Annotated in this window: 4 protein-coding genes; 1 reads left to right on the top strand and 3 read right to left on the bottom strand. The window is 66.9% G+C overall.

The features are described 5' to 3' along the window. The 3 genes from AC1DU6_RS22490 to AC1DU6_RS22480 form a co-directional block, all read right to left on the bottom strand. On the bottom strand, nt 1–292 hold a 292-nt coding region (locus tag AC1DU6_RS22490; protein ID WP_477859722.1), incomplete at its 3' end, for an HAD family hydrolase. A gap of 37 nt (nt 293–329) precedes the next feature. Then, on the bottom strand, nt 330–1,643 hold the full coding sequence (locus AC1DU6_RS22485) for a hypothetical protein (protein WP_457324752.1): 1,314 nt from the start codon (nt 1,641–1,643) through the stop codon (nt 330–332). Continuing rightward, nucleotides 1,640–2,632 (bottom strand): RluA family pseudouridine synthase, encoded by a 993-nt coding sequence (locus AC1DU6_RS22480; RefSeq protein ID WP_477859720.1) that lies wholly within the window; start codon nt 2,630–2,632, stop codon nt 1,640–1,642. The genes AC1DU6_RS22485 and AC1DU6_RS22480 overlap by 4 nt, the downstream gene beginning before the upstream one ends. A 625-nt stretch (nt 2,633–3,257) precedes the next feature. Between AC1DU6_RS22480 and AC1DU6_RS22475 the strand changes: the two genes are divergently transcribed. Beyond that, the coding region (locus AC1DU6_RS22475) for a ribonuclease E/G (protein WP_477859719.1) at nt 3,258–4,000 on the top strand (743 nt) is incomplete at its 3' end.

Genomic DNA, 4,000 nt, shown 5'->3' with positions numbered 1-4,000 from the left:
TCTCCAGCGTGCCTTCGAACAGCGAGAGTTCGTGCTCCGAGGCGAGGTAGTGGTGGCGGTAGCGCAGGCCCAGCTCGGGGTAGCGCTCGGCGGCCAGGCCGGGCACGGCATGCTCGAGGGCATCGCGCAGGCCCAGGCCGATGACATAGCGGCAGTTCTCGAACCCGGGCTCGGGCAGGCCCAGGTCAACGGCGGCGCGCTGGATGCAGCGGGCGATCAGCGCCGTGGAGTCAAACAGGGTGCCGTCCCAGTCGAAGGCGATCAGGTCGAATTGTTGCGGGCGGGAAATCATGAAGGGATTGTCGATGTTCGGGCTTTCGCCTTGAGACTCAGGGGCGCTCGACTTGGCGCAAGCGAGATGCATAACCGGGGATCGGCTCCAGCCGGCAAGGCTGACGGGCGCCTTCGGCGGCCGGTTCGGTGAACAGCCGGACTGCGGGCGATTCGAGTGTCACGCCGGCCTCAAGCAGGATGTCCCAGATGGCTTCGTAGCGCGCTGCCACATCGGCCGCATTGCCAGTGCAGAAGGCTTCCCTCAGCACCGCGGCGACGGGATTGCAGCTGACGGGAGAACCCTTCGGCTGATATGGCATGGTGGCACCGCGCGCCCAGCTTGCGAAATGCGGCCTCCACGCCTCGAATTGCTCCTGATCCCCGCCTGCTTCCCAGAAGGCTGCCATGACGAAGCAGCCCTTGGCTGGCCCGGCGGCTTCGATGAGCCGGTCAAAAGCATCGAGCTGGCCTTGCTGGGTCGCCACGCCCAACAGCCAATGCGGCCCAGGCCCGCCCAGGATCATTGGCTGCTCACCGAAGTAGGACATCACCTCGGGTTCGCGCAATCGCTGCTCGATCACCGCCCACGGCAGGCCGCCAGCAGCCAATTCGTGCGCATGGCCGGCTCGCTCTTGGAGCGTCAAAGGCGCCAGGCCCCAGCGCTGCCGAAATCGCTCCACCTCGGCGTCCTCGGCACGCGCCCAGAGCTGAAGCAACCACCAACGCCGAGTTTGCATCGACGCATCCCGCAGGGACTGCTCGGCCAACCAATGGTAGAGCTCCGGATGCCGCGTACAACCGGGCCCTGCGCAAACAGCCGCGACCGCCAGAGGCATTGCGAGGCCCGACCTGCCCTGCTTGGACAAGCGCTGCCAGAAGGCCGGCATCCTCGGCTCGGCGCCCTCGACGTATTGCCCCATTGCCTCGGCCCAGGCGAATGCCTGCGATCCCGCTCGCAGGTCGCACCAAACGTCGTCGGCGGCGCCCACATCCGCCAACAGCGTGTCGCGGTGCCGGGGGCGGGCCTGCCCATTGCGCAACGGCTTCATCTCGACCGCCAGCTTCAGCCCCAACTGCTCCATCCGCTTCTGGACTGTTGCCACGCGGCGCTTGGCCAGCGCCGTCTGCGCTCTCTTGGCCGGCGACAAGTGCAGGGCCAGCTCGTTCGCCGGGCACTGCGCGGCACGCACCGCCAACTCGTTCAGGGCGACAAGGCCGTCGCGTGTCAGTCGATCGGTGCGCGCTTCGAATTGCAGGGGAATGGGCGCAGGCGGCATGATCGTCATGGCGGCCACCCACGAGCCGCCCAGAGAGGCCGCGACGATGAAGGCCGCCCGGCCCAACCGCTCAAGCGCCCGCCACAACTTCATGCGGCACTGTCCACCAGGCTTCGGCAATCGGCAGGCAATGGCGCCTCGCAGGTCACCGTCTCCCCCGTCGCCGGATGCTGGAACTGCAGCTTTCGCGCATGCAAGAACATGCGGTCGAACTTGGCACGCCCGCGCGCCAGCTCGCGATTTCGCTCGAAGTCGCCGTACTTGGGGTCGCCGACGATGGCGTGACCGGCCTGCTGCAGGTGGACGCGGATCTGGTGGGTGCGGCCGGTCTTGATGGTCACGTCCAGCAGGCTGAAATGCGGCGTGCGCTGGACGACCTTCACCAGGCTGATCGACCGCTTGGCGCCTTCCTCATCCGCCTTGCCCGGCCTCACCCAGCGCTCGCCGTCGCCGCCGACGAACTTGACCAGCGGCACGTCGATGACCTTGAGCTTGGCCGGCCAGTCGCCCCAGACCAGGGCGGCATAGGTCTTGCCCGTCTCGCGCTCGCGCAGCTGATCCTGCAGTGCCACCAGCGCGCTGCGCTTCTTGGCGATCATCAAGAGGCCGGAGGTTTCCTTGTCGAGGCGGTGCACCAGCTCCAGGAACTTGGCCGTCGGCCGCGAGCGGCGCAGCGCCTCGATGACGCCGTAGCTGACGCCCGAGCCGCCATGCACCGCCACGCCGGCCGGCTTGTCGATGACAAGCAGGTGCTCATCCTCGAACACCACCGGAAACTCACGCGCCGGCGCCTCGGGMTGAGCCGGGCGCTCGGGCAGGCGTACCGGCGGGATGCGCACCTCGTCACCAATTTCCAGCCGGGTGTCGGCCTGGGCCCGGCCTTTGTTGACCCTCACTTCGCCGGCCCGGATGACGCGGTAGACGTGGGTCTTGGGCACACCCTTGAGTTCGCGCAGCAGGAAGTTGTCCAAGCGCTGCCCGGCGGAGCCTTCGTCCACCGTGACCCGGCGCACGGCTGGCGCCGTGGCAGGGGTTTGCGTGGTGTCGGGTGGCACTTGGCCTACCCCTATAATCCTTTTCACCACGTTGCTGCCGTAAGTATTTGATTTGTTTGATTTTAGCGGCGGTAACGTGTGGCCGACGGGGCACAGCCCTGGCGGCCACAGGCGATGCAACGCGAAAGACGGCCGGCAGGTTTCCTCCCCGAGTGAGTGAACGGCCCGCTGCCCGACGCGGCAGAGCGATGACACAAGAACCCGCGAGCCCCGCTGCCCTTGATTGTTTCAAGGAACCCGGCGCCCGCAGACAACAAGGTTTCCATGGCGACAGAGCACCTGGCCTTCGGGCCGCGCGAGCTGTCACCAGCGTCCAGCAGCCCATGCAGATGAGCATGCCCCTCCCCCCACACGCACCTCTGCGGCCCCGGCTAGATCCCGGTGTGGCCGCCCTGCCCCGGCTTGTTGCCGGGCGGGTGCGCGCGGGAGCCGGCGGCTCGGCTCGCATGACCGCTGCTGCGGCGCACGCGCCAACGCCAACTGCGCGCTGACCCCCACGGTCGGCCGCGCTTTCGGTCCAGGGCGATTCCTTCCTCGGTTCTCGAGTCATTGCCCGTGCATCTTTAGCCGCCAGCGCTTTGGCTTGGCGGCGCGATGAACGTGCGCGTTTCGCGGCGGCTGACAAGCCGCCCGGCGCGAGAGGAGTGATGACATGAAACGCATGCTGATCAATGCGACGCAGCCGGAAGAGCGGCGCCTCGCGATCGTTGATGGCCAGAAGCTGCTGGACTTCGAGACCGAAATCGAAGGCCGCGAGCAGCGCAAGGGCAATATCTACAAGGCCGTCGTGACGCGGGTCGAGCCCTCGCTCGAAGCCTGCTTCGTCGACTACGGCGAGGACCGCCACGGCTTCCTGCCGTTCAAGGAAATCTCGCGCCAGTTCTTCCGCGAGGGCACCGACGTCAAGAACGCGACCATCAAGGACGCGATCAAGGAAGGCCAGGAGCTGCTGGTCCAGGTCGAGAAGGAAGAGCGCGGCAACAAGGGCGCGGCGCTGACCACCTTCGTCAGCCTGGCCGGCCGCTATCTGGTGCTGATGCCCAACAACCCGCGCGGCGGTGGCGTTTCGCGCCGCATCGAGGGCGAGGACCGCGAGGAGCTGAAGGAAAATCTCGACCAGCTCGAGTACCCCAAGGGCATGTCCCTGATCGCACGCACCGCCGGTATCGGCCGCACGGCGCCCGAGCTGCAGTGGGACTTGAACTACATGCTCAAGCTCTGGACCGCGATCGATGACGCGGCCAAGGGCGGCAAGGGCGCCTACCTGATCTACCAGGAATCCAGCCTGGTCATCCGCGCGATCCGCGACTACTTCACGTCGGACATCGGCGAGATCCTGATCGACACGGACGACCTGTACGAGCAGGCCAGCCAGTTCATGAACCACGTGATGCC

Source organism: Roseateles sp. P5_B10 (assembly GCF_056400485.1).
Note: the sequence above shows the minus strand (reverse complement) of the source record. Positions and strands in the feature narration are given on the sequence as shown.